The sequence below is a fragment of the Streptomyces flavofungini genome, assembly GCF_014650815.1.
GTDB lineage: Bacteria > Actinomycetota > Actinomycetes > Streptomycetales > Streptomycetaceae > Streptomyces > Streptomyces flavofungini.
The window spans coordinates 315848-340220 of record NZ_BMVR01000002.1 but is presented as its reverse complement, the minus strand read 5'-3'; the positions used below and the strand labels follow the sequence as shown (position 1 = coordinate 340220).

General features: G+C 71.2%; 25 protein-coding genes. 14 read left to right on the top strand and 11 right to left on the bottom strand.

Annotated elements, in window-relative coordinates:
* The first annotated feature begins 169 nt into the window (after positions 1 to 169).
* The 6 genes from IE274_RS05325 to IE274_RS05300 all read left to right on the top strand — a co-directional run bounded on the left by IE274_RS05325 (position 170) and on the right by IE274_RS05300 (position 5306).
* The gene (locus IE274_RS05325) at positions 170 to 769 is read left to right on the top strand and encodes a GNAT family N-acetyltransferase (RefSeq protein WP_190114396.1); all 600 of its coding nucleotides are present in this window, start codon (positions 170 to 172) and stop codon (positions 767 to 769) included.
* 260 nt (positions 770 to 1029) lie between these two features.
* Positions 1030 to 1629, top strand: a complete 600-nt coding sequence (locus IE274_RS05320; protein WP_190114395.1) for a dihydrofolate reductase family protein — start codon at positions 1030 to 1032, stop codon at positions 1627 to 1629.
* 44 nt (positions 1630 to 1673) lie between these two features.
* Positions 1674 to 2078, top strand: a complete 405-nt coding sequence (locus IE274_RS05315) for a hypothetical protein (RefSeq protein WP_190114394.1) — start codon at positions 1674 to 1676, stop codon at positions 2076 to 2078.
* A 106-nt stretch (positions 2079 to 2184) separates the two neighbouring features.
* A complete protein-coding gene (locus IE274_RS05310; RefSeq protein WP_190114393.1) occupies positions 2185 to 3210 on the top strand; it encodes a hypothetical protein in 1026 nt (341 codons plus the stop codon).
* Entirely contained in the window at positions 3207 to 3917 is a 711-nt protein-coding gene (locus IE274_RS05305) for an HAD-IA family hydrolase (RefSeq protein ID WP_190114392.1), read from the top strand. The genes IE274_RS05310 and IE274_RS05305 overlap by 4 nt, the downstream gene beginning before the upstream one ends.
* Positions 3918 to 4256: 339 nt before the next feature.
* On the top strand, positions 4257 to 5306 hold the full coding sequence (locus IE274_RS05300; RefSeq protein WP_190114391.1) for a sigma-70 family RNA polymerase sigma factor: 1050 nt from the start codon (positions 4257 to 4259) through the stop codon (positions 5304 to 5306).
* A gap of 3 nt (positions 5307 to 5309) precedes the next feature.
* Here IE274_RS05300 and IE274_RS05295 read toward each other — a convergent pair whose 3' ends face one another.
* On the bottom strand, positions 5310 to 7376 hold the full coding sequence (locus tag IE274_RS05295) for an elongation factor G (protein WP_190114390.1): 2067 nt from the start codon (positions 7374 to 7376) through the stop codon (positions 5310 to 5312).
* Positions 7377 to 7736: 360 nt separating this feature from the next.
* Positions 7737 to 8132 (bottom strand): superoxide dismutase, Ni, encoded by a 396-nt coding sequence (gene sodN, locus IE274_RS05290; protein ID WP_030359892.1) that lies wholly within the window; start codon positions 8130 to 8132, stop codon positions 7737 to 7739.
* Between the two features lie 167 nt (positions 8133 to 8299).
* On the opposite strand from sodN, the gene sodX reads away from it, so the two are divergent.
* The gene (gene sodX / locus IE274_RS05285) at positions 8300 to 8761 is read left to right on the top strand and encodes a nickel-type superoxide dismutase maturation protease (protein ID WP_190114389.1); all 462 of its coding nucleotides are present in this window, start codon (positions 8300 to 8302) and stop codon (positions 8759 to 8761) included.
* Here the strand turns inward: sodX and IE274_RS05280 are convergent.
* Positions 8665 to 9294 (bottom strand): CGNR zinc finger domain-containing protein, encoded by a 630-nt coding sequence (locus IE274_RS05280; RefSeq protein ID WP_190114388.1) that lies wholly within the window; start codon positions 9292 to 9294, stop codon positions 8665 to 8667. The two genes, sodX and IE274_RS05280, sit on opposite strands and share 97 nt — an antisense overlap.
* Positions 9295 to 9412: 118 nt before the next feature.
* Here IE274_RS05280 and IE274_RS05275 point away from each other — a divergent pair, with 118 nt between their 5' ends.
* Complete coding sequence (locus IE274_RS05275) at positions 9413 to 10186, top strand: class I SAM-dependent methyltransferase (protein ID WP_190114387.1); 774 nt, start codon at positions 9413 to 9415, stop codon at positions 10184 to 10186.
* Positions 10187 to 10307: 121 nt separating this feature from the next.
* Here the strand turns inward: IE274_RS05275 and IE274_RS05270 are convergent, their stop codons facing one another.
* The 3 genes from IE274_RS05270 to IE274_RS05260 are packed head-to-tail and all read right to left on the bottom strand — an operon-like array spanning position 10308 to position 13010.
* Positions 10308 to 11069 (bottom strand): amino acid ABC transporter ATP-binding protein, encoded by a 762-nt coding sequence (locus IE274_RS05270; RefSeq protein WP_269821281.1) that lies wholly within the window; start codon positions 11067 to 11069, stop codon positions 10308 to 10310.
* The gene (locus IE274_RS05265) at positions 11066 to 12013 is read right to left on the bottom strand and encodes an amino acid ABC transporter permease (protein WP_190114386.1); all 948 of its coding nucleotides are present in this window, start codon (positions 12011 to 12013) and stop codon (positions 11066 to 11068) included. The genes IE274_RS05270 and IE274_RS05265 overlap by 4 nt, the downstream gene beginning before the upstream one ends.
* Before the next feature lie 37 nt (positions 12014 to 12050).
* Positions 12051 to 13010: an ABC transporter substrate-binding protein gene (locus IE274_RS05260; protein ID WP_190114385.1), complete on the bottom strand. Its 960-nt coding sequence runs from the start codon at positions 13008 to 13010 to the stop codon at positions 12051 to 12053.
* A 564-nt stretch (positions 13011 to 13574) separates the two neighbouring features.
* On the opposite strand from IE274_RS05260, the gene IE274_RS05255 reads away from it, so the two are divergent.
* The 4 genes from IE274_RS05255 (at position 13575) to IE274_RS05240 (ending at position 17165) form a co-directional block, all read left to right on the top strand.
* Positions 13575 to 14825 carry an NAD(P)-dependent malic enzyme gene (locus IE274_RS05255; RefSeq protein WP_190114384.1) on the top strand — a complete coding sequence of 417 codons (1251 nt, stop codon included), beginning with the start codon at positions 13575 to 13577 and terminating at the stop codon, positions 14823 to 14825.
* A 539-nt stretch (positions 14826 to 15364) separates the two neighbouring features.
* Positions 15365 to 16327, top strand: a complete 963-nt coding sequence (locus tag IE274_RS05250) for a zinc-binding dehydrogenase (protein WP_190114383.1) — start codon at positions 15365 to 15367, stop codon at positions 16325 to 16327.
* A 68-nt stretch (positions 16328 to 16395) separates the two neighbouring features.
* The gene (locus IE274_RS05245) at positions 16396 to 16605 is read left to right on the top strand and encodes a helix-turn-helix domain-containing protein (protein ID WP_030687611.1); all 210 of its coding nucleotides are present in this window, start codon (positions 16396 to 16398) and stop codon (positions 16603 to 16605) included.
* Positions 16605 to 17165, top strand: a complete 561-nt coding sequence (locus tag IE274_RS05240; protein ID WP_190114382.1) for a Clp protease N-terminal domain-containing protein — start codon at positions 16605 to 16607, stop codon at positions 17163 to 17165. Before IE274_RS05245 ends, IE274_RS05240 begins: the two co-directional genes overlap by 1 nt.
* Before the next feature lie 629 nt (positions 17166 to 17794).
* On the opposite strand, the gene IE274_RS05235 is transcribed toward IE274_RS05240, so the two are convergent.
* Both IE274_RS05235 and IE274_RS05230 read right to left on the bottom strand, forming a co-directional pair.
* Complete coding sequence (locus tag IE274_RS05235; protein ID WP_190114381.1) at positions 17795 to 18898, bottom strand: PadR family transcriptional regulator; 1104 nt, start codon at positions 18896 to 18898, stop codon at positions 17795 to 17797.
* Between the two features lies 1 nt (position 18899).
* Positions 18900 to 19898 (bottom strand): DUF4097 family beta strand repeat-containing protein, encoded by a 999-nt coding sequence (locus IE274_RS05230; RefSeq protein ID WP_190114380.1) that lies wholly within the window; start codon positions 19896 to 19898, stop codon positions 18900 to 18902.
* Positions 19899 to 20251: 353 nt separating this feature from the next.
* Between IE274_RS05230 and IE274_RS05225 the strand changes: the two genes are divergently transcribed.
* Positions 20252 to 21052, top strand: coding sequence for a hypothetical protein (locus IE274_RS05225; RefSeq protein WP_229909236.1), 801 nt, complete (start codon positions 20252 to 20254; stop codon positions 21050 to 21052).
* 55 nt (positions 21053 to 21107) lie between these two features.
* On the opposite strand, the gene IE274_RS05220 is transcribed toward IE274_RS05225, so the two are convergent.
* Positions 21108 to 21788 (bottom strand): TetR/AcrR family transcriptional regulator, encoded by a 681-nt coding sequence (locus IE274_RS05220; RefSeq protein ID WP_190114379.1) that lies wholly within the window; start codon positions 21786 to 21788, stop codon positions 21108 to 21110.
* A gap of 189 nt (positions 21789 to 21977) precedes the next feature.
* On the opposite strand from IE274_RS05220, the gene IE274_RS05215 reads away from it, so the two are divergent.
* The gene (locus tag IE274_RS05215) at positions 21978 to 22934 is read left to right on the top strand and encodes a TIGR03620 family F420-dependent LLM class oxidoreductase (RefSeq protein ID WP_190114378.1); all 957 of its coding nucleotides are present in this window, start codon (positions 21978 to 21980) and stop codon (positions 22932 to 22934) included.
* Between the two features lie 46 nt (positions 22935 to 22980).
* On the opposite strand, the gene erm is transcribed toward IE274_RS05215, so the two are convergent.
* Together erm and IE274_RS05205 are read right to left on the bottom strand one after the other, a co-directional pair.
* Complete coding sequence (gene erm, locus IE274_RS05210) at positions 22981 to 23760, bottom strand: 23S ribosomal RNA methyltransferase Erm (protein ID WP_190114377.1); 780 nt, start codon at positions 23758 to 23760, stop codon at positions 22981 to 22983.
* A 342-nt stretch (positions 23761 to 24102) separates the two neighbouring features.
* On the bottom strand, positions 24103 to 24285 hold the full coding sequence (locus IE274_RS05205) for a DUF6104 family protein (protein WP_019075209.1): 183 nt from the start codon (positions 24283 to 24285) through the stop codon (positions 24103 to 24105).
* Positions 24286 to 24373 lie beyond the last annotated feature (88 nt).

Below are 24373 nucleotides of genomic sequence, written 5' to 3'. Positions count from 1 at the left end.
GGAGGGTCGGAGAACGCCGGGGGCACCGAACCCACAACGCCCCGGCCACCGCTGAAATAGCTGTCTACGGAGCCGTCGTCGCGTACGAAACGATCACTTAGGCTGCGACCGGCAGTGCGGGGCCGGGCCTGAGGTCGCGGGTCGTCGAGGCAAGGACGAGGGGGACGTCGTGGGTGTGCCGATCCGGAGAGCCGGGGAGAGCGACCGGGCGGAGGTGGTCGGGCTGCTCGACGAGGCGTTCATGCGGGATCCGGTGAGCAGTTGGGTGTTCCCGGACGAGCAGCGGCGGCGGAGGCGGCACGGCGCGCTCATGGGCGCCTTCCTCGACATGGCCTTCGCCGAAGGGTACGTGGACCTCGCCGAGGACGGCTCGGGTGTCGCCCTGTGGTGGTCGGTGCCCGCGGGCCCGCCGCCCGGGGACGCCGCCGACGGGCCCGTGCAACTGCGCCAGGCCGTCGACCCGGACAACGAACGCGTCGAGACGATCGGCCGGTTGGCGTCGGAGATCCACCCGTCCGACCGGCCGCACCAGTACCTGCACATGATCGGGGTGAAGCCGGAGCGGCAGGGCGAGGGCATCGGATCGGCGCTCGTCGCCCCGGTGCTCGCGCGGTGCGACCGTGAGGGGCTGCACGCCTACTTGGAGGCGAGCAGCCCGCGCGGGCGGGAGCTGTATCTGCGGCTCGGCTTCACCGACCTCGGCAGCCCGCTGGACCTGCCGGACGGGCCGCGGATGTGGCCCATGTGGCGCGAGCCGCGGGCGGTGTGACGCGGAGACTTCGGCGGCATCGGCGGCCAGAGACAGGCCTGCGGGCGGGCTCATGGAGGCCTGCGGGCGGGCTCACGGATCGGCCTCGGGAACGGCTGTGGCGCAGGGCGCCAGGCCCCCGGGGCCGATTTTTTGTGGCTGTTTCAGAGAAACACTTGAAACCACTGCGGGTGAAGCACTATAAATGCAGTTGTTCGAAGCGGGGGTGGCCCGGTCACCCTCGTCTCAACCCCACTGTCATCTGCGGAAAGAGAATCAGCTTGCGAAAGCTCACCTACTTCGTCGCCGTCTCGATCGACGGGTTCATCGGTGACCCGACGGGCGACGCCAACTCCTTCATGCCGTTCGTGGACGAGGAGTTCCTGGGGTTCCTCAAGACCGAGTACCCGGAGACCGTCTCCGCCACCGGACGCAAGATCCTCGGCTTCGGCGACGGCGTGCCGAACGAGAAGTTCGACACCGTCATCCAGGGCAGGGGCAGCTATCAGCTCGGCCTGGACGAGGGCGAGCCGAGCCCGTACGGGCACCTGCGTGAGTACGTCGCCTCGCACAGCATCGGGGAGTCGCCCAGCCCGAACGTCGAGATCATCACCGACGACCTGCTCGGCAAGGTCCGCGCGCTCAAGGCCGAGGACGGCGAGCTCGGCATCTGGCTGTGCGGCGGTGCCCAGGTCGCCGGTCAGCTGATCGACGAGGTCGACGAGCTGGTCCTCAAGACCTATCCGGTGCTGCTCGGCTCGGGCATGCCGATGTTCGGGGGCGTGGAGTCCGCGGTCAGCGAGTTCGAACTGGCCTCGTCCCGGATCTTCGGCAACGGCGTCGTCGTCCGCACGTACTCCCGCAAGCGCGGGAAGGACTGACCGCTGGGCTGTCCGACCTCGGGGAATCGCCCTACCCTGAGGTCATGGGCAGCGATGGACGCCGGTCCGGCCCCCGTCCGCAGAGCGACCCCGTGTGCAAGCACTGCGGACGGCCCGTCGGTACGGCCATCAAGCGGCGCAAGGTGCTCGGGGCGTACGTCCCGGTGTGGGCTCCGGCTCCTTGCCACAACCCGGAGTGCGACGCGTGCGTCGCCGACGAACCGGACGAGAAGTCGCGGGCGGGACGCGGCTACAAGAGCAAGCACAAGCCCGGGCACCTGCCGAGGCACGCCCCGGAGGCCGGCACCAAGGCCGCGGCGGAGCCCGCGCCGGAGATCGACCTGGAGTCCGGCGCGACTGCGACCGCTCCCCAGGCCGTACCGGAAGTCGCCTCCCGGACGGGAGCGCAAGCGGAGCCGAAGCCCCGCCCCGAGCCCGATCCTCCGTGACACCTCGGAGTCCTCGCCTCTAGGGAGCTGACTGGAACGGCTGCGTCCGGAAGGGGCGGGGGAGCGGGACCCTCGACTGTCAGTGGGCGCGGTTAGGGTTCTGCGCATGAAGGTGACGTGGGGGGTGCGGGGGTCGCGCCGCGTGGCCGTCGCGGTGGCCGTGGTGGCGCTGGCGGCACTGGCGGGGTGCGGGTCCACGACGGGCGGATCCGGCGGGGGCGCGGCGCGTGGCTCGGGAGTGCCTGAGGTCGACGACGAGAAGGACCTGACCGGACTGCCCCTGGAGCGGTACGAGTTCAGTGCGCGTGACCACGAACGCCGGGAGGACGCGTCCGCCCGCTTCACCCAGCGGTGCATGCGGTCCCACGGCTTCCCCGACTTCCCCCTGCGCTGGCGCGACCAGGGCATCGACATGTCCAGCTCCCGGACAGCGGTGGCCATCTCGACGACCCTGTACGGCAGCCTGGACCTCGGCGGCGCCCGCAGCCGCGGCTACGGCCTCGACCGCGAGGCGCTCAAGGCGTTCGAGAAGAAGCGCGCGCCGAAGGGACGCCTGATCACGCCGGACGAGAACACCATGCTGTTCGGCATCGGCATGCCACCAGGCGACGACTCGGCCGCGGGGCGTGCCTCCGGGGCAGGCGGGCGCAAGGCCCCCGAGGACGGCGGACATGAGGTCCCCAAAGCCGGCTGCGTCCAGGTGGGCGCGCGGCGCGTGGTGGCGGACGTCAAGGACGAGACCCGCATGACGGCGTACGTCGTCGGCCGACGCGCCGCGATCGACAAGGCCGTCGCCAAGGACCCACGGATGCGGCGCGCCCTCGACACCTGGGCGGACTGCGTCGTCGACAAGGGCTTCAAGCGGTACGCGAGCCCGGAGGCCGCCTTCCGCGACAAGGCGTGGCACCGCGGCAGCGACGGCGACACCCGGCGCACCCGGCGCGAGCGGGACACGGCCGTCGCCGACATCGAGTGCAAGCGCGAGCACAACACCGCCGGGGTGTGGCGGACCGTCGCGGCCGAGCGGCAGCGGCGCGACATATCCCGGCACAGATCCGCGTACGAAGCCGTGCGCGCCGACCAGGAAAGGGTGCGGTCGACCGTGCGGAGCGTGCTGGGAGCCGGTGGATGAACCGGCACGGTGGAAAGCCTCAACTCCCGTTCGGCGGACAGTCTCACCTCCCGCCTGACAGGACGTCTCACCTCCCGTCCGACAGGAACTCTCACCTCCCGTTCGACGTCGTCCTCACCGACCTCGACGGCGTCATCCGCTTCTACGACATGTCCGACGTCGCCGAGCTCGAACGCGCCGCCGGGCTGCCCGAAGGTGCCACCGCCGAGGTCGCGTTCGCGCCGGAGACCGATCTGCCGCTCATGCTCGGGCGGATCGGCAAGTCGGAGTGGGCCGACTCGATCGCGGCCGGACTCGCGCGCGGGCACGGGCTCGCCCCGGCGCACGGGCGTGAACTCGGCATCGCCCTGGCCGACTCCAAGTTCTGGGCCGACCAGACGGTCGTCGGCCTGCTGCGGCGGGCCCGCGCGCACGTACGCGTGTCGATCGTCACCAACGCCACCCCCTGGCTGGACGACGACCTGGCGCTGCTCGGCCTCAACACCCTCGTGGACGACGTGGTCTCCAGCGCGGTACTCGGCGTGGTGAAGCCCGACCGCCGCATCTACGAAGTCGCCGCCGAGCGTCTGGGTGTCGCGGTCACCCGCTGCCTGTTCGTGGACGACCGCGAGGAGAACGTGGACGCGGCGGTCGCGCTGGGCATGACGGGCGTGCTGTACCGGGGGCCGGACGACCTGGAGACGGCGCTGGGGCCCGTGTTGGGCTGAGGGTGCCCGCACCGGGGGCGTGGGCAGCGGGCGGACATCCGTGGCCGCGGCATTCCCGGCACCGCACCCCACCCAGTGTCGCCCGCCCGCACCACACCCCGTCCCGTGTCGCCCGCCCGCACCACACCCCATCCCGTGTCGCCCGCTCGCACCGCGCGGTCCGCCCGCACCGGGGCGTCGACGTACGTCATGGCAATGTCCTCCAAGTCACATCGGCAAGATCGCTTCCGCCGCACCGCTTCGTGGTCTGCTGGTCCACACCTGCCGTGCCGACCTGCGGCGCACCGTCGTCGCGGGTACGTCACCGCTACGACGGATCACGACGAAGGAATGTGACGGATGGACGGAAGAGATCTTCTGGCACAGCGCTTCGAGGAGCACAGGCCTCGCCTGAAGGCGGTCGCGTACCGCATGCTCGGCTCCTTGAGCGAGGCCGAGGACGCCGTCCAGGAGACCTGGTTGAAGCTCAGCCGCGTCGACGACGAACGCGTGGAGAACCTGGGCGGTTGGCTCACGACGGTCGTCGGCCGCGTCTGCCTCGACCTGCTGCGGGCGCGCAAGCAGCGCGGCGAGCAGCCCCTGGACGTCCAGGCCTCCGACACGCACGTGCCCGACCCGGAGGTCAGCCCGCTGCCGGGCGGCCGGGACGCCGTCGACCCCGAGCAGGAGGCTCTGCTCGCGGACTCGGTGGGGCTCGCGCTGCTCGTCGTCCTGGACACGCTGAGCCCCGCAGAGCGGCTCGCGTTCGTGCTGCACGACATGTTCGCCGTGCCGTTCGAGGACATCGCGCCCATCGTCGAGCGGGCCCCGGCCGCGACCCGGCAGCTCGCGAGCCGGGCCCGCCGCCGGGTGCGCGGCTCGGACCCGGCGCCCGCCCCGGACACGGACCGCACCCGGCACCGCCAGGTCGTCGAGGCCTTCCTCGCGGCGGCCCGCAAGGGCGACTTCGACGCGCTGCTCGAACTTCTCGACCCGGGCGTGGTGCTGCGGGCCGACGGCGGCGGCGCCGAGGGCCTCTCCCGGCTGGTGCGGGGCGCGACCGCGGTGGTCGCCGGGGCACGCTCGTTCTCCACGCTGGCGCCGACCACCTACCTCGCGCTGGTCAACGGCAAGGTGGGGCAGATCGCCGTCCACGACGGAAGGGCGTTCTCCGTCGGCGAGTTCACCGTCAGGGACGGCCGGATCGTCGAGATCAACATCCTGGCGGACCAGGAGCGGCTGCGGGAGCTCGTGGACGAGCGGACGGTCGCGGCGGTCACGTCCGCGGGACCCGCCGCGGGCGCCGACGCCGGGGCGGGAACCGCCACGGATGCCGGAGCCGATGCCGGAACCAACACCGCCGACGGCACCTCCTCCACCGCCGACGGCACCCCTCCCACCGCCGACTGACCCTCACCCCACCCGGGTCCGCCGCGTGACCCGCTGCACGTACTCCTTCCGGTCCAGCGGATTGTGGTCCGTGCGCGGGCGCGCCGGCGGCGTCCCGGTCACCGGCGCGTAGTGGTCGAAGGCGGACTCCAACTCGCCCTCGCCGCGCGTCAGTCCGGGCAATGCCTGCTCAAGGCCGTGCACGTGCGCGGCGGGGATCACCCCGTCGATGACGTACGTGGACCCGTGTGCCGTCGGCGCGTGCGGCACCGCGCGCAGCCGTCCGAGAGCGGACAGCAGCGTGCCGAACACGTCGGCGGGCACGGTGAGCCGGAACCGGTGCATGGGCTCGTGCACCCGCGTCCCCGCCCGCCGCAGCGCGTCCATCAGGACGAGCGGGGTGAGCTGGCGGAAGTCCCCGGCCGTGCTGGACATGCTCTTGTCGAAGACGGCGTGGGCGTGGCTCTGCCGCGGCCAGTACCCGGAGTGCGTCATCGTGACGAGGCAGTCGGGCACCTCCCATCCGTGCAGCCCCTGTGCCAGCGTCTCCCTGACCGTGTCCTCCACTGCCTTGAAGAACGCGTAAGGCATGGAGCCGAGTTCCACCCCCAGCCGGAATTCCACGCCCTTCCCGGCCGGCGCGGGCTCCACCCGCAGACCCACCGTGGCGAGGAACGGATTGGGGTCGGTGTCGATGAACTCCGTGTGCGCGCCGGTGCCGACGACCCGCTCCACGCACAGGGTCGTGCTCTCGCGGAACTCCACGCCGACGCCGAACTCGTCGGCGAGCGTGGCCTCGATGACCTCCTTCTGCACCTCCCCGTACAGGGACACGGAGATCTCCTGCCGCAGCGCGTCCTGCCGCAGGTCGATCAGCGGGTCCTGTTCGGCGAGCTGGGTCAGCGCCGCGTGCAGGGCGGCCCGGTCGGCGGCATGCCGGGGCGCGACGACGGTTTCGAGGGTCGGCGGGGCGAAGTGGTGCGCGGTGGTGTGCCGTTCGGGTACGTGGCGCGCGTCGCCGAGCACGTCCCCGATGCGTACGCGGGTGAGCCCCCACAGCTTCGCGATCTGCCCGGCGGCCACGGCGTCACGCCGCACGGCCGCGCCCTGCTCGAAGACGCTGACGGCGGTGACCTTGCTGTCGTCGGCATGCTCCTGCTCGGGCTCGCGACCGGCGAGCGCCACCCGGTCGCGTACGCGCACCGTGCCCGAGAAGAGGCGCGCGTACGCCACCTTCTCGCCCGAGGGGCCGCGTTCGACCTTGAAGACGGTGCCCGCGACGGGTCCGTCCGCCGCCCCGGCCGCCGCGGGCAGCAGCTCCTTGACGGCGCCGGTGAGCGCGTCCAGGCCGGTGCCGGTCATGGCCGAGCCGAAGAACACCGGGTGGACCCGGGCCCGCCGGGTCTGGTCCGCGAGGGCCGCACGCAGCCCGCGGGGCGCAAGGGCGGCGGCTTCGTCCTCCACGTACGCGGACAGCAGCGCGTCGTCGTGCTCGGCGAGGAGCTCCGCCAGGCGGCCGGTGAAGAGGGGATCGTCGGCGGCGTACGGGACGTACCGCGCGGCGTGGCCGCCGGGGGCGCGCACCGTGCCCATGGGAGCGATGGCGGGCGTCAGTTTCCGGGCCAGCTCGGCGAGTACGCGCTCGGGGTCCGCGCCGCGGCGGTCCACCTTGTTGACGAAAACGAGCGTGGGGATGGCGAGTCTGCGCAGCGTACGCATCAGGACGCGGGTCTGCGCCTGGACGCCCTCGACGGCGGACACGACGAGCACGGCACCGTCGAGCACGCTCAGGACCCGCTCCACCTCGGCGATGAAGTCCGGGTGGCCGGGGGTGTCGATGAGGTTGACCGAGACGTCGTCGATCGCGAACGACACGACCGCCGACTTGATGGTGATGCCGCGCTGCCGCTCCAGCGCGAGGGAGTCGGTCTGGGTGCTGCCGGCGTCGACGCTGCCGATCTCGTCGATGACTCCGGCGGCGTGCAGCAGCCGCTCGGTCAGGCTGGTCTTACCGGCGTCGATATGCGCCAGAATGCCCAGGTTAAGGGTGTGTTGACGGCTCTGGGTGAGTTGAAGGGCGTGCGATTGCACTAGGCGTCATGTCCTCGTTTTGGGGGTTGATTCCTTCCTGGTGGGACATGGACGTCTGGCGCATTCGGGGAACTCCTGGCTCACTCGGGGCGGGTGGCGGCGCGCGGGGCGCGGCGCGGGTGGTGCCACGGTCAGTGCAGCAGGGGGTGGCGGGCGGCGGCAACCGAATTTGTGGGCGGGGGAGGGGCGAGGGCGGCCGTCTGCGTACGCCGGGGGGAGAGAGCGGGGGCCGTGTCCTGGCGGCGTGACAGACGACCGCACCCGGCCCGTCAGGGCCGCCGTGACTACGGCGGACCGGCGGACCGGGTGCGGTCGGGTGGGCGAGGGGCCGGTCCGCGCGGACCGGATTCCGGGCCCGGTTCAGGCCTTCTTGGTCTCCCAGAAGATGCGGTCGATCTCGGCGATCAGCTCGAGAGCCTTCTCGCCGGTCTTCGGGTCCGCCGACGCCTTCGCGGCCGAGAGGGCCTTGAGGGTGTCGTTGACCAGCGTGTGCAGCTCCGGGTACTTCTCGAAGTGCGGGGGCTTGAAGTAGTCGCTCCAGAGCACCGACACGTGGTGCTTGGCGAGCTCGGCGCGCTGCTCCTTGATGACGGTGGCGCGAGCCTGGTAGTGCGCGTCGTCGTTGGCGGCCATCTTCTCCTGGACGGCCTTGACCGACTCCGCCTCGATGCGGGCCTGGGCCGGGTCGTACACGCCGCAGGGCAGGTCGCAGTGTGCGCTGGCCTTCACCTTGGGGGCAAACAGGCGGGAGAGCATTGAGCTGTCCTTCCTCGTGATCGTCTTCTCAGGTGGGACATTACTCCGTGAGAGACCTGTTTTCGCGAGTGCCCCCATGGGCTTAGGACAAAAGTCCAGGGTCACACTGGAGACGGTGGAGGATTGGACCGGGAGGCCGGTGGAGGATGGGTCCGGGAGGTTGTCTGATGCCGGAGACGACGGCAGACGGGCGGGAGACACGCGTGCCGTTCCAGCTGATCGAGGTCGACGGGCCGTCGATGGTGCCCACGCTGAATCCGGGGGACTGGATGCTGGTGCGGCACGGTGCCCGGGTGCGCCCCGGTGACGTGGTGATCCTGCGTCATCCGCTGCAACAGGACCTGCTGGTGGTCAAGCGTGCCGTCGAACGGCGCGACGGCGGCTGGTGGGTGCTCGGCGACAATCCGTACAACGCGGGGGGCGACAGCACGGTCTACGGAGTCGTGCCGGAGGAGCTGGTCCTCGCACGTGTGCGTGCGCGGTTCCGGCCGCTGAGCAGATTCCGTGAGGAGCGCGAGGCGCGGGGGCGGCGTCAGCTCTCGCTGGCCGCGCTCGTCTCCTGGACCTTCTTGGCGGTGCGCCCCGTGCTCGCCGACCGCTCGCTCTCCAGGCGCTTGCGCGCGCGGTAGGCCGCGACGTTCGCACGCGTCGCGCAGCGGTCCGAGCAGTAGCGCCGGGAGCGGTTGGTCGAGGTGTCCAGATAGGCGTTGCGGCACGGCGTCGCCTCGCACAGGCCGAGCCGGTCCACGCCGTACTCCGTGAGGTGGAAGGCGAGGCCCATCGCGGCGATCGCCGCGTACCCGGCGGTCACGTTCGACGGGTGGTCCGCCAGGTGCATGTGCCACAGGGGGCGGCCGTCGTCGTCCCTGTAGTCGTGGCCGGAGATCTGGGGGCTCACCGGGAACTCCAGGAGCAGGGAGTTCAGCAGGTCCACGGCCAGTGTCTCGTCCCCGCCGTCGGCCGCCTCGAAAACGCCGCGCAGCCGCGCCCGTACCGAGCGGAAGCGCGTCACGTCGGAGTCCGTCGCGCGCCGCGCGGCCTGCTGGTTCTCGCCGAACAGTTCGCGGATTGCGTCCACGGAGGTCAGCGAGTCCTTGTGACGAGCCGGTTCCTCGGTGTTGACCAGGCGTACGGCGTAGTCCGAGTAATAGGCCAGTTCCACTTGTAGTCCTTACGGGGGCGGGCTATCTTCGTTCTCGTGCGAGGTAACAGTCGCTTTTCGCTCGCGGGTGTTACCTCGACGAGATTAGTCGAGCGTAGTACGGGACGGAGGTCTTCCGGTGACGGAAACGGCTAGCGGTACGGGGTTCGGGACCGACTGGCGTGCCTGGCAGGAGAGTTGGGATCGGCAGCAGGAGTGGTACATGCCGGACCGTGAGGAGCGGTTCCGCGTCATGCTGGACATGGTCGAGGCCCTTGTCGGCCCCGAGCCGCGCGTCCTTGACCTCGCGTGCGGTACAGGAAGTATTACGGACAGACTCCTCAAAAGGTTCCCGAAGGCCGTCAGCACGGGCGTCGACCTCGACCCCGCCCTGCTCGCCATCGCCGAGGGCACCTTCGCCGACGACGACCGCGTCACCTTCGTGACCGCCGACCTGAAGGACCCGGGCTGGACCTCCCAGCTTCCGCACGACTCGTACGACGCCGTCCTCACCGCGACCGCCCTGCACTGGCTGTTCAGCGAACCGCTGGCCGCGCTCTACGGCCAGCTCGGCAAGATCGTGGCCGACGGCGGCGTCTTCATGAACGCTGACCACATGCCCGACCCCGCCACCCCGCGCATCAACGCCGCCGACCGCGAGCAGCGCCACGCCCGCCAGTCCGCCGCGAAGGCCGCGGGTGTCCTGGACTGGGCGGACTGGTGGGCGCTCGCCGCCAACGACCCGGTCCTCGCCGAGCCCACCGCCAAGCGGTTCGAGATCTACGGGGAGCACGCCGACGGCGACACCCCGACCGCCGAGTGGCACATCCGCACCCTCCGGGAGGCGGGTTTCGCCGAGGCCCGCACGGTGTGGTCGTCGCCGTCGGACGCTCTGGTCCTAGGCCTGAAGTAGGGACTTCGGCCGCACTGCGGTTCTGCCGCAACTCGCCTACGTAGAGGGGCGGTACGGATCACCGATCCGTACCGCCCCTCTACGTAGGCATCGATTCACAGCCCTTGTGGGACCTCGCGCCTTACAGGACCTTCGACAGGAACGACTTCGTCCGGTCGTGCTGCGGGTTGGTCAGGACGTCCCGCGGGTTGCCGGACTCGACCACCACACCGCCGTCCATGAAGACCAGGCTGTCGCCGACCTCGCGGGCGAACCCCATCTCGTGGGTGACGACGATCATCGTCATGCCGGACTCGGCGAGGTCGCGCATGACGTCGAGGACGTCGCCGACCAGCTCCGGGTCGAGCGCCGACGTCGGCTCGTCGAAGAGCATCAGCTTCGGGTCCATCGCGAGCGCGCGGGCGATCGCCACGCGCTGCTGCTGGCCGCCGGAGAGCTGCGAGGGGTAGCTCTTCGCCTTGTCGGCCAGCCCGACCCGCTCCAGGAGCTGCCCGGCCCGCTCCCGCGCGGCCGCCTTCGGCTGGCCCTTGACCTGGACCGGCGCCTCCATGACGTTCTCAAGGGCCGTCATGTGCGGGAACAGGTTGAAGCGCTGGAAGACCATGCCGATGTCCCGGCGCTTCAGGGCCACCTCGCTGTCCTTGAGCTCGTACAGCTTGTCGCCCTTCTGCCGGTAGCCGACCAGCTCCCCGTCGACGTACAGCCGCCCGGCGTTGACCTTCTCCAGGTGGTTGATGCAGCGCAGGAACGTCGACTTGCCGGAGCCGGAAGGGCCGATGAGGCAGAAGACCTCGCCGGACTTGACCTCGAGGTCGATGCCCTTGAGGACCTCGACGTGGCCGAACGACTTGTGGACGCCCTCGGCCTTCACCATGGCGGTCATCGGATGCCTCCCCCACGGTTGCTGAGCGACAGCATGTTGGCCTTGATCTTCATCCAAGGCGTGTCCGGCAGGGCGCGCGAGGAGCCGCGCGCGTAGTAGCGCTCCAGGTAGAACTGACCGACGCTGAGGATCGACGTCATGATCAGGTACCAGGTGGCGGCCAGGAGCAGCGCCTCCACCGTCGCGCCGGACGAGGTGCCGATGTCCTGGGCGTACTTCAGGAGCTCGTAGTACTGCACCGCGGCGACCAGCGACGTCGTCTTCAGCATGTTGATGACTTCGTTGCCCGTCGGCGGCACGATCACGCGCATCGCCTGCGGGATGACGATGCGGCGCAGCGTCTTGTTGTGGCTCATGCCGAGCGCCTGCGAGGCCTCGGTCTGGCCCTCGTCGACCGACAGCAGGCCCGCGCGGCAGATCTCCGCCATGTACGCGGCCTCGTTCAGGCCGAGACCCAGGAGCGCCGTCAGGAACGGCGTCATGAAGTCCGACCACTCGTCCTTGTAGATCGGACCGAGGTTGATGTACTCGAAGACGAAGCCGAGGTTGAACCAGATGAAGAGCTGGACCAGGACCGGCGTACCGCGGAAGAACCAGATGTAGAACCAGGCGATCGACGAGGTCACCGGGTTCTTCGACAGCCGCATGACCGACAGCGTGATGCCGCCGACCACGCCGATGAGCATCGAGAGGACCGTCAGGATCAGCGTCTCCCGGACGCCCTTCATGATGCGGTCGTCGAAGAAGTTGTCCGGGATCGCGTTCCAGTTGATGTCACCGTTGGCGAACGCGAGGATGATCGCGACGAGCACGCCGATGGCGAGGACGGCCGCTACGTACCGGCCGTAGTGGCGCACCGGGATCGCCTTGATCGCCTCGGGGGCGGAGCGCGGTGGCTCATCCTTGGGCGCGGAATCGCCCGACTTGCTGATGTCCGTTGTCACGGGTGTGGCCTTTCAGCGACGAGATGACGAGACGCGGTCACTTGCCGCCGTTGATCTTGGCTTCCTTGACTGCGCCTGCGTCGACGCCCCACTTCTTGATGATCTTCTCGTACTGGCCGTTCGCGACGATCGCGTCCAGCGCCATCTTGATCGCGTCGCGCAGCTTGGGGTTGTTCTTGGCGATCGCGATGCCGTACGGAGCGGCCTCGACCTGGTCGCCCACGAGCTGGAAGTCCTTGCCGCCGCCGGAGGTCTTGACCGCGTACGCCGCGACCGGGAAGTCCGAGGAGCCGGCGTCGGCGCCGCCGGAGCGCAGCCGGGTCTGGGCCTGCTGGTCGTTGTCGAAGGACTCGATCGAGATCTTGCCGCTCTTGCACTTCTTCGACTCGGCCTTGGCCAGGTCGTGCGAGACGGTGCCGCGCTGGACCACGATCTTCTTCCCGCAGAGGTCCGACCAGGTCTTGATGCCCTGGTCGTCGCCCTTCTTGGTGTAGATCGAGACGCCCGCCGTGAAGTAGTCGACGAAGTCGACGCCGGTGCCGACCTTCTTGCCGGTCTCCTCGTCGATGCCTTCCTGGCGGTTCTTGGTGTCGGTCATGGCCGACATGGCGATGTCGTAGCGCTTGGAGCGCAGACCGCCGAGGAGCGTGTCGAAGGTGCCGTTGTCGAACTCGAACGTCACGCCGAGCTGCTTGCCGAGCGCATCGGCGATGTCCGGGTCGATACCGACCGTCTTGCCGTCCTTGTCCTTGAACTCGACCGGCGGGTAGGCGATGTCCGAGCCGACCTTGATGACGCCCTTGTTGCGGATGTTCGCGGGCAGCTCGTCAGAGAGGGGAGCGCTGACGACCTTCTTGCCGCTGCCCTCTTTCTTGTCCGTCTGGTCGCCGCAGCCGGTGAGCAGCAGCGTGCCGGCGACCGCGATCGCGCCGACAGCGACGATCCGGGACTTCGCGGACGTCGCGGCGGTCGTGCGACAAATGGTGCCTGCGGTCATAGGGGTTCCTCCGGCGGATGGGGGAGCAGCCAAGCGGTCGTGCACACACCTTCGGGTGTCGCGACCTCGTGTGATGAGGCATCTTGCCATTCGGACAGCCCGATTCTGGGGGCTGGAGATGTCAAAATCGGATAACGGGCGATCGGCAAACCCCAACAGCCCGGTGCGTCACGGTCATTACCGTGTCGGTGCGAACGATCGCCAACCATTTGATAACCACCCAATCTCGCGATGCGGACTGCCGGGGTGGGAATTTACTAGCAATACGGACATTTTACTCTCCTGGTCCAGGAGATACCTGCTGTTCACATCGGTCTGACACAGATATGGCTCGTCGGCGGTCGGAGGCATCCGGTAGAAAAGACGGTTACACCCCTCATCCGGGGCCAGGGCACGTGTGCGGCGTGCCCGCGCGTTCGTACGTACCTCCCGTACCGCTCCGCCGACAGGCGGGGAGCCAACGGCCGCAAGGCCCGCGGGCTCAGCACGGACGCGGTTCCCGCCCCACTTCTCCACCAGGAAGTGGTTCACCCTCAACCAAGAAGAATTAAGGGGTCAGACACAGTGGCAGCGGAGATCGTCAATCCTCGCAGCGGAAGCCGTGGTACCGGCGGAAGCCTGGGTTCCAGCGGCAGCACAGCCGGTCACGAAGGCGCGGAGGAGCCCTTCGATCCGGCCTTCGCGCTGCACCGCGGCGGCAAAATGGCCGTCCAGGCGACCGTGCCGGTGCGCGACAAGGACGACCTGTCCTTGGCGTACACGCCGGGCGTCGCGAAGGTGTGCAGCGCCATCGCCGAGAAGCCGGAGCTCGTCCACGACTACACGTGGAAGTCGAACGTCGTCGCCGTCGTCACCGACGGCACCGCCGTGCTCGGCCTCGGCGACATCGGCCCGGAGGCCTCGCTCCCCGTCATGGAGGGCAAGGCCATCCTCTTCAAGCAGTTCGGCGGGGTCGACGCGGTGCCCATCGCGCTCGCCACCACCGACGTCGACGAGATCATCGACACGGTGGTGCGGCTCGCGCCGTCCTTCGGCGGCGTCAACCTGGAGGACATCTCCGCGCCGCGCTGCTTCGAGATCGAGCGGCGGCTCCAGGAGCGCCTCGACATCCCGGTCTTCCACGACGACCAGCACGGCACGGCCGTCGTCACCCTGGCCGCCCTGCGCAACGCGGCGCGGCTGACCGGGCGCACCCTCGGTGACCTGCGGGCCGTGATCTCGGGCGCGGGCGCGGCCGGTGTGGCCATCGCGAAGTTCCTGCTCGAAGCGGGGCTCGGCGATGTCGCCGTCGCGGACCGCAAGGGTGTCGTGTCCCGGGACCGGGACGACCTGACGCCGGTCAAGCGGGAGCTCGCCGAGCTCACCAACAAGGCCGGGCTCAGCGGCTCACTCGAATCCGCCCTGGCCGGCGCGGACGTCTTCATCGGCGTCTCCGGCGGTACGGTGCCCGAGCCCGCGGTGGCCTCCATGGCGCCGAACTCGTTCGTGTTCGCCATGGCCAACCCGAACCCCGAGGTGCACCCCGACATCGCCCACAAGTACGCCGCCGTGGTGGCGACCGGGCGCTCGGACTACCCGAACCAGATCAACAACGTGCTCGCGTTCCCCGGGATCTTCGCGGGCGCGCTGCAGGTGCGGGCGTCCCGGATCACCGAGGGTATGAAGATCGCGGCCGCCGACGCGCTGGCCGGTGTCGTCGGCGACGAGCTGTCCGCCGACTACGTCATCCCCTCGCCGTTCGACGAGCGGGTGGCTCCCGCGGTCACCGCGGCTGTTGCGGCGGCCGCGAGGGCTGAGGGCGTGGCCCGCCGCTGACGTCTGGGGCCCCGCCGGTCGTTCGGCGGGGCCCTCGCTTTTCGTCTTCCCGCCCGCCTGCTTTTGCCTTCGCACCCGCCCGCTTTGTTTTCCCACCCGCCCACCCGCTTCTGGTCGTCCGGAGGGTGGGTGCTGCTTTTGGGGTTGGGCGGGGTGGCGGGTGCGGGGTGGGCTGCCCTGGTGGGCAGGGGCTCGGGGTTCGCCCTGGTCCCGCCCCCCCGGGGGGGCTGTGGGTAATCGTCCCCGCTGGGCGGGACGGGTGGGCACAGCTGCGGCGCCTCGGGTCCGGGGCTGAGCACGACTGCCCGTGCCGAACCGGGGTGTCCGGGGTGCGGGGCTGGGGGCGCCTGGCGGGCCGGCGGTGCCGGAGGGCGTGCTGGCGGGGCCCGGGGCGGGGTCCGTCGCCCGATCCTGTCGCGGGGCGGAGGCGACGCGCAGGATGGGCCGGTCCGGACCAGGCCCGGTGGGCGGGCGACGCGGCGCGGGTCACACCCGCGGGACATTCCGAAGGCCCAGGGGCCAGGCATATCGTCGGCGCCATGTTCGCTGCCTACGCCGCCCGCATCAACCGCGATCACCCCCTCACCGGCCTGGAACTGGGGGACCGCCCGGCCCCCACCCCACGCCCGGGCTGGTCGACCGTGAACGTCAAGGCCGCCTCCCTCAACCACCACGACCTGTGGTCCCTGCGCGGGGTCGGCCTGGACGAGGGCAAGCTCCCGATGATCCTGGGCTGCGACGCGGCCGGCCTCGACGAGGACGGCAACGAGGTCGTCCTGCACTCCGTCATCGGCCAGTCCGGCCACGGCGTCGGCCACCGCGAGCGCCGCTCCATCCTCACGGAGCAGTACCAGGGCACCTTCGCCGAGCAGGTCGCCGTACCCACCTGGAACATCCTCCCCAAGCCCAAGGAACTCTCCTTCGCCGAGGCCGCCTGCCTCCCCACCGCCTGGCTCACCGCATACCGCATGCTCTTCACCAACGCAGGCGTACGCCCCGGAGACTCGATCCTCGTCCAGGGCGCCGGCGGCGGCGTGGCGACCGCCGCCATCGTGCTCGCCAAGGCCGCAGGCCTGAAGGTCTTCGCCACCAGCCGCGACGAGGCCAAGCGCAAGCGCGCCCTCGAACTGGGCGCGGTGGAGGCCCTGCCGTCCGGCGCCCGGCTGCCGCAGCGGGTCGACGCGGTCATCGAGACGGTCGGCGCCGCCACCTGGTCGCACTCCATCAAGTCGCTGCGCCCCGGCGGCACCCTCGTCATCTCCGGAGCCACCAGCGGCGACCGGCCCTCCCACGCCGAACTCACCCGCGTCTACTTCCTGGAACTGCGCATCGTCGGCTCCACCATGGGCTCCAAGGACGAACTGGAAGACCTCCTGTCGTTCTGCGCGGCCACCGGTGTACGCCCCGTGATCGACGAGGTCCTGCCCCTCGACCGCGCCCGCGAGGGCTTCGAACGCCTGGAGGCGGGTGACCAGTTCGGCAAGATCGTGCTGACGGTCTGAGGTCACCGAGTCCGCCCCCACTGTCAACTACGGTTGACAGTGGGGGCTTGTCAACGTACGTTGACACCATGACCGAAGCAACGGATCTCGCCGAGCGCGCGGGCGACCGCGATCCACGAGTCGGGCTGCGAGCCGTCACCGCGCTGCGGCGCCTGGTGGAGCAGCTCGAGGCCGTGCAGGTGCGCAGCGCGCGCCAGCAGGGCTGGTCGTGGCAGGAGATCGCCGCGGAACTGGGCGTGAGCAGGCAGGCCGTGCACAAGAAGTACGGGAGGCAGTGATGTTCGAACGCTTCACCAAGGGTGCCCGGGACGTGGTCACGGGCGCGGTCGAGCAGTCCGAACGGGCGGGCGCCGACTCCATCGACGACGGACACCTCCTGCTCGCGCTGCTCGACCGCGAGGGCACCCGCGCCTCCTTCGCCCTGGCCGCCCTCGGTGCCGACCGGCGCCGCGAGGACATCGCCGGAGCACTGGCCGAGGCGCGGCGCCGGGGCGGCCTCACCCAGGCCGACACCGACGCCCTCGCCGGGCTCGGCATCGACGTCGACGAGATCGTCTCCCGCGTCGAACAGGCCCATGGCGCCGGAGCGTTGGCGGGCGTGGGCGCCCGCCGCGAACGCCGGGGCCTCGGTGCCTGGATCGGCCACCGCGGCTTCACCCGCGACGCCAAGGACACCCTGGAACGAGCCCTCCGCATCGCCACGGCCCGTAGCGACCGCAGCATCGGCGACGAACACATCCTCCTCGCTCTGACGACCCGCCCCGGCATGGTCGCCGAGGCCCTGGCGGACCACGGGGTAACGCGAGCCGCGGTGGAACGCGTGCTGTATCAGGCCTAGGGCCAGCTGCGGGGTGGGGTGGGCTGGCAGGCCACCTCACCCCGGCTTGCAGCAGGCCTGGGGTCGACTGGGGCGGGGTGGGCTGGGACGCTCCTCGCCCTGCCTCGCGTCCGGCCTGGGACGGACTGCGGGTCGAGGGGGAGCTGGCATGCTCCCTCGCCCTGTGTTCCGTCAGGCCCAGGGGCGACTGCGGGGCGGGGTGAGCTCGGGTGCCACCTCGCCCGCCTTGCGGCAGGACTGGGGCCCGCTTCGGGTCGGGGTGCTCCGTGAAGCCACCCCGACCTGCGTCCGGCTTCGGGGTGTCTGCCGGACGGGGTGCGCCGCGAGGAGCCTGCCCGGGCCGCGATCCACCCCTGTGGGCCTGCCTGTCCTGAACGGGCTTCCACCGTCGGTCGCACCGGCACCGTTCGGGGCTGCGTCGCCCGGAGCGCCCGCCCTTGCGGGGCGCCCCAGTCCCACCCCTTCACCGAAACCGGGGCGCTGTGCCCCCTGGACCCCGGCCCTCCCGCCGACGTCTCCTTCGGGCGGACCAGCCCCGCCGAAGAGTGACATCGCCTCACCGCCACCCCACGGCCCCACAACCTCACGGCCGCCGCCAGGCCGATGTCGACGTCCCGCCCGGCGCCGAGTCAGGATTTGGGCGACTCAGGAGCCTTAGGCGTCCGCAGCACCGCCCCGATGTGCGCCGCCGCCTCCGACAGATGCCGGCGGGCCTCGCGGAGCTGCTCCTCGGACACCCCGCAGTCGCGGGCCGCGTCGCGGATGTCGTCGCGGAAGCGGTCCAGGAGTCGGTCCAGGTCGCGTGCGGGCTCGCCGCTGGACTCCTCGTGGGCCCAGTCCGGGACGTACTCGACGGGCACCTCGTCCCGCTCGACCGTGAACACGGGCCCCGGCTCGGACGACTTGGGCCCCGACGTCTTGTCCGACGTCCCGAAACCGAAGTCCTTGCCGAAGTCGACCCCGAAGTCCTTGCCGAACTCCTTCCCGAAGTCGCCGAATTCCTTGGCCAGTTCGGACAGGCCCTCACGGACACCCGTCGGCCAGTCGCCGCGCGCGAAGTGGTCCTGCACCTGCTCCTGCACCCGCTTGGCCATGCGCTGCAGCTCCTCCTGGGCTTCCGCCCGCACCCGCTCCTGCGCGTCCTTCGCCTGCCTGCGCGCCCGCTGGGCCTCCTCGCGGGCCCTGCGGCTCTCGTCCTTCGCCCGCCGAGCCTGCTCCTTCCACTCCTGCCGGGCGCGCCGGAACTCCTCCTTCGCCTGGCGCCAGCCGTCGCTGTCCGTCCAGGAGTTGTCGAAGAAGTCCGACGGGTTCGGGAAGCCCGCGCCCGTGCCGGACTTGCTGCCGGCGCGCGCCTCCTGGGCGGCCGCCCGCATCTCCCGACGCAACTCGCCCGCCGCGCCCTGCGCGCCGTCGCGGATCTCGGCGGCGAGCCCTGCCACCGACTCGCGGATCTCCAGCTCCAGGTCGGCCAGCTCGCCGCTGCGGTCCGCCAGCTCGGCGCGGCCCGCGTCAGTGATCGCATACACCTTCCGGCCGCCCTCGGTGGTGTGGGTGACCAGGCCCTCCGCCTCCAGCTTGGCCAGGCGGGGGTACACGGTGCCCGCCGAGGGGGCGTACAGCCCCTGGAAACGCTCCTCCAGCAGGCGGATCACCTCATAGCCGTGGCGCGGGGCCTCGTCCAGGAGCTTGAGCAGATACAGGCGCAGGCGGCCGTGGGCGAACACGGGAGGCATCTCAGAGCACCTTCTTGTCGGTCGGGGCGTCGGCGGCGTCCGCCTTGGGGGTGTCGGCGGGGGTGTCCGCGTCCGGGCCGCCGGTCGGGGTGGCGGCCGGAGAGTGCGGGGTCGGCGGCGGGGAGTCCGAGGGGGGTGCGTCCCGCAGGGGCTCATCCGCCTTGTACAGGTCTTGCTGGTAGAGATCTTCCTCCACCGACGGTTTGCGCAGAAGCGCGATCGAGCCGGAGATCGTCTTCGCCCGCAGCTGGCCGCTGCCCGACCCGAGCCTGCCGGTGAGCTTCTTCGCGCCCCACTGGCCGCTGACCCGGAGGTCGTCGAAGTCGCTGGACATCGAGCCGCTCGTCGTATTGGCCCGCACCTCCGCGTGCGCCGGGTGCGGGAGGCGGACCGCGATCTCGCCGGAGATGCTGGTGAGCCCGACATCGGCCGAGCCGGTGGCCGGATCCAGGTCCACGATCATCGAGCCGCTCACGGATTCGGCCCGAACGGAGGACCCGGAGCCGTCGAAGACGGTCAGATCGCCCGAGATCGAGTCGAACCGCAGGTCACCGGTGACGCCCTGGGCCGCGACGTTGCCGGAGAACGTCTCGGCCCGGACCGGGCCGGTGAGGCCGACGAGTGTCGTGTCACCCGTGATGCCCCGCACCTCGGTGCTGCCCTCGATTCCGGTGACCACGGCGCCCGCGCCGATCGCGCCCACCTCGACGCGGGTCCCGGCCGGAACCGCCAGCGATATCACCGTGTGGCGGCGGGTGCCGTGGGGGTCGAGCCACTCCAGGAAGCCCTTCCACGGCAGGTCGTCGTACGCGACGGACAGGGTGCCGTCGTGCTGCGTCACGGTGAGCGGAGGACCCGATATCTCGGAGACCTCCAGCCTGGCCGAGTCCTCGTCTGTGCCGACGACGTTCACCGCGCCGTTCACCACGCGCACGCGCAGTGTCCTCACGGGCTCGTCGAACGTCAGTTTCCGGGGCTCGGCGACGGACCACTCTGGCATGGTGGCGGACCTCCTTGAGCGGGTCGGACACGACGCGCCATATCGCGTCTCTGATACACACGATATATCGCGGATACGGAAAGTCAAGACCTATCTCTTCTCTGCGGCCGCCCTTGCGGTCGGCTCTCGGTTGCCCTCGGTCGCCCACAGTCGCAAGGCGCTCCGCCGTCGACTCTCGGGCCGGAAATCATGAAATGTCCTAGCGTTGAGCCATGTCATCCGAGCAGTGGCCTCCCTCTCGGCCCTCCGACCCCGCCGTGCCCCCTGACCCCCCAGATCTCGCCGAGCCCCCGCAATCCGCCGAGCCCCCGCAATCCGTCACGCCGCCACAGTCCGTCACGTCCCCGCAGTCCGTGAATCTGGCCGAGCCGACCGGTACCACGGGTGCCCTGCTGCTCTGCCGGGCTGGACTGGACGCCGTCGAGACGCTCGCGCAACTGCTGCGCGAGCGGATGCTGCTCGCGTCTGCGGGGGACGAGTGGAGCGTGCTCGTACCCGAGGGCAAGCCGTGGCGGCGCGGCGACGAGCAGGTCGACCGGGTGCTCACCGGCTGGGCCACCGCTCTCGCCGTCGCCTCGCCGGGGCCGGTGCTCGCGCTGTGGTGGGACGCCGACCGCTCCGGCTACACCCTGGCGGCGGGCTTCCGGCGGACGGTCGGGTACGTGTGGCTGGCCAACGGCACTCCGGTCGGCGAGGACGAGGCGATGCGGTCGTTCGCCGCGCGCCTGGGCCTGGACCCGGTGCTCGACATGCAGGCCCTGGACGCGCTGGCCCGGCCGGACTCGGCGGCCGACGCCCGAGCCCGGATGCGAGGGCTCCTGGCCGTCCTCACCCGGGCGGGCGTCGACCTGCCGCCCGGCCTGAGCCCCGGCGAGCCGGCCGACCGCCTGCGGGAGGTCGCCCGGGTCATCGACGGCGTCCGGCACGTCGAGTGGTCCGGCTGGCGGGACGTGGTACGGGCGGAACTCGACGCCGTCGAGAGTGGACCGCTGCCCCGCGCCCTGGCCGGGGCCCAACTCGCGGTCGGCATCCCCCTCCTGCTCTGGTCCTCGCGCCGACGCGGTGGCGGCTGGGCGCTGGCCGGAGCGGTGCTGGTGGTGCACGGAGCGCTGGGGCTCGTACGGGAGCGGAGGAAGGCCCGGGACGGGGAATGACCTGCGGGGGCGTCTGAACGGAAACCGCTCGGTGGGGGTTCGTCGCGTCAACCGCTCAGTGGGGCTTCGTCGCGTCGAGGACCAGGCCGAGCAGCCGCTGCGGCTGCTCCGGATCGCCTGCCGGTGACGTCCGCTTGTGCGGGATGGACATGGCGACCCCGACAACCAGTTGGAGCAGGTCGGCCGGGGACAGGTCACGGCGGGCGGCACCGGACTCCTGGGCGCGGGTGAGCAGCGCCGTGGCCGCGTCGAGGATGCGCTGATGGCAGTCGGTGCCCAGCGCGCCGGCCGCTTCCAGTTCCTCCAGCATCAGTGCGCCGCCCAGCCCCTGGTTCACGCGCGCGTGGTCGAGGAACGCGCCCAGCCACTCCGCCAGCGCGGCCCCCGCCGAGTCGGCCGCCAGCAGGTCCTGCGCGCGGGCGCACAGCGTGTCGATGCGCCCCTTCAGGACGGCCGCGAGCAGTTCGGGGCGACCGGAGAAGTGCCGGTAGAGCGTGCCGGGGCCCACGCCCGCGCGGCGGGCGATCTCGTTCAGTGACGCGTCCGGGCCCGCCTCGGCGAAGGCCTCCCGCGCGGCGGCGACGAGGCGTTCCCGGTTGCGGACGGCGTCGGCGCGGGCCGGTCGTCCCGTAGAGGTCGGGGTGATCGGGGCCGGACCGGTCGACGGGGCGGCGGTCGCCGAGGAGGTGGTCGTCGGGGCGGCGGTCGGCCGTGCTTGGGGCTGGGGCTGGTTCATCTCTGGGTCCCGGGGGTGTGGGTTCCCGAGGGCCAGGCTCGGGATCCAGGATCCGGGGCGAGGTCGGGGCGAGGGGAGGGGGTGCGGGAGGTAGGGGGGCGGGAGCGCTGGCCTTGCGGAGAGGTTCTCCGTATCGTACTCCGCAACTATCCGGAGAGGGTCTCCGGTAATGGGTCGGGGGTGGTGGACATGAGTGACCTCCAAGGAGTCGGCGGGGTCGGCGAAGGAGCCGACGGGCGCAGCCACGCAGACACCGGGCTCGGGCGGGCGGGTATCTGGACCTTCGCCTTCGAGGGACAGCCCGCAGGGCGGGTGGGCGAAGCCGCCGCGGAGATCGAGGAGTTGGGCTACGGGGCGATCTGGTACGGGGAGGCGTTCGGGCGGGACACGTTCGGGCAGGCGTGGCTGCTGCTGTCCGCCACGCGCCGGATCGTCGTCGCGTCCGGCATCGCCAACATCGCCTACCGAGAACCCCTGGCCATGGCCAACGCCGAGCGCACCCTCGGTGAGGCGTTCCCCGGCCGCTACGTCCTGGGCCTCGGCGGGCACCGCATCGACGACACCGTCATGGACGTGGACGGCTACCCGGTGCCCGCGCGCGGGCGGGCGGTCGCGACCATGCGGGGCTACCTGGACGCCATGGCCGCGGCCCCCGCGTACGGCCCCGTGCCGGACCCCGCCCCGCGGCGCCTCCTGGCCGCGCTCGGACCGAAGATGCTGGGCCTCGCGGCCGAGCGCACCTGGGGCGCGCACCCGTACTTCGTGCCGGTGGCGCACACCGCGAGGGCGCGGGACATCCTGGGCCCTGAGCCGTTCCTCGGGGTCGAGCAGGCCGTCGTCCTCGACACGGACCGCACGCGGGCCCGCGAGGTGGCCACGGAGCATGTCGCCGGGTACCTGAAGGCGCCCCACCAGGCCGCGAGCCTGCGGCGGCTCGGCTTCGCCGAAGAGGCCGACAGCAGCACGCCGAGCCGACGACTGGTGGACGCGATCGTCGCCTACGGAGACGTCGACGACCTCCACGCGCGCGTGGCGGAGCACTTCGCCGCCGGGGCGGACCACGTCTGCGTACAGGTGCTGACGGCCGACCCCCGCGAACTGCCCTTGCGGCAGTGGCGGGAGCTGGCGCCGGTCCTGACCCGCTGACCGACGCCGCGCCCCGCACCCGCCGCACTCCAGCCCTGCGCCGGCCCTACTCCCGCCCGCCCCTCACCCGCATCCCGAACAGCTCGGCCCACTCCTCCGCGCCGAGGTCCTTGGGCAGGCGTGCGGCGCTGTGGCCGCCGCGCCGCGCCCACTCCTTGATCCTGTGCCGGGGCAGGTCGGGAGCCGCCGAGGCGAGGATCTGGGGCAGCCCTCGGCCCCGGCCGGTGAACACCCGGCGTACGAACTCCTGGTACTCCTGCCGACGCGCGCTCGCGACCCGTGGCCGTTCCCGGCGGGTGACCGTCATCAGCCCGCCGTCGACGTTGGGGCGCGGCCGGAACGCCGCCGCCGGAACGCGGCCTTCGAGGCCGAACTCGTACCAGGGCCACCACTGGGCCGTCATCAGCGTCGCCCCGCCGACCCCGGCGCGACGGCGTGCGACCTCCCACTGCACGAGCAGGACGGCGTCGGTCCAGTCGGGCGAGCGCAGGATGCGGCGCAGCATGGGGGTCGTCTCGTGAAAGGGGAGGTTGCCGACCAGGACGTGCGGCTCCGGAGGGGTTCGGTAGCGCAGGAAGTCAGCGGTGACGATCTTCGTCGAGGGGCCGGTGCGCTGCCGCAGCCGTTCGGCCCGGCGGTGGTCGATCTCGATGCCCGTGAGGCGTCGGCCCAGCCGCTGCAGGGGGAGGGTCAGGGCTCCGTCGCCGGTGCCGATTTCGACGATCGGCCCGTGGGTGCGGCTCACGAGATCGACGAACGTGCTGATGGTGGAGCGGTCGGTGAGGAAGTTCTGGCCGAACTCATGACGACCATGGTGCGTGCGCACAGGGGTCTCCGCGGCTTCGAGGTAAGCCGGGCAGCACGAGGTGCCGCTCGGCGCTTACGCGTGGAAGCGGCGGGGCGTTCCAGGGGGAAGTGAGGTCGGCCCGCCGCTAGGCGCGGCGGGTCCTCGTGGCAGCGGCGGCGGCTGCGGATGCGCACATGGGAGGCAGCGTATGTGGCGGCCGGGCCCTACAGGCAAGCGATTTTTCCCGGGGCGGGGGCATCGTCCGCGCCCGCTGCGGCGAGCCGGAGGCCCGAACCGGAGTTCCCGCTACCGGGGTCCTAGGAGGAGCGGGATACCCGTACCGGCATCCAGGAGAGGTATCGGCACCTCCGAAGAGGCCGACTACTCGTCGTCGTCCTCGTCGTCCAGGCGCGCCAGCCACGTGGCGAGGCGCTCCACCGGGACCTCGAAGTCCGGGTTGAGGTCCACGAAGGTGCGGAGCTGCTCGGCGAGCCACTCGAAGGTGACCTCCTCCTCGCCGCGCCGCTTCTCCAGCTCCTCGATGCCACGGTCGGTGAAGTACAACTCTTGCTCCTGGTGCGGGCGGGACCCGGGCCGGCGGCCGGGGCGGGTTGGGGACCGTTTCATCGTACGGCCGTACGCCGGTGGGCCC